This window comes from Pseudomonas sp. AC083, assembly GCF_979253165.1.
The window spans coordinates 1-240 of record NZ_CEEDDH010000320.1; the positions used below are offsets into that span (position 1 = coordinate 1).

General features: G+C 37.1%; 1 protein-coding gene. It reads right to left on the minus strand.

The window, feature by feature from the left end; translation table 11 throughout:
- Nucleotides 1-113: 113 nt before the first annotated feature.
- Complete coding sequence (locus tag AC0IXA_RS28065) at nt 114-230, minus strand: BrxA/BrxB family bacilliredoxin (RefSeq protein WP_471815005.1); 117 nt, start codon at nt 228-230, stop codon at nt 114-116.
- Nucleotides 231-240: the final 10 nt, after the last annotated feature.

Here is a 240-nt window from a genome sequence, read left to right on the forward strand (position 1 = left end):
GTTTCAATCGTTTGTTCATTTGCTCTAAAGCTTGTTGTGATAAGCATGCGGTTCCTCCATCATGATCAAGAAAAAATGCCCTGATTTGATCACAGGACATTCCAACATGTGTATTAGCAATGTTTTTCAAATGCAGATAAGACGTTGTTCATGATGTCTTCCATTTCATGACCTTCAATTTCGTCACGCGGAATAAAATGAACAAGTTCATTTCCTTTTAAAAGTGCCATAGATGGAGAC

Excerpts from the sequence above, each read along its gene's own strand:
- AC0IXA_RS28065 (WP_471815005.1), bottom strand. The coding sequence starts at position 230 with ATGGCACTTTTAAAAGGAAATGAACTTGTTCATTTTATTCCGCGTGAC.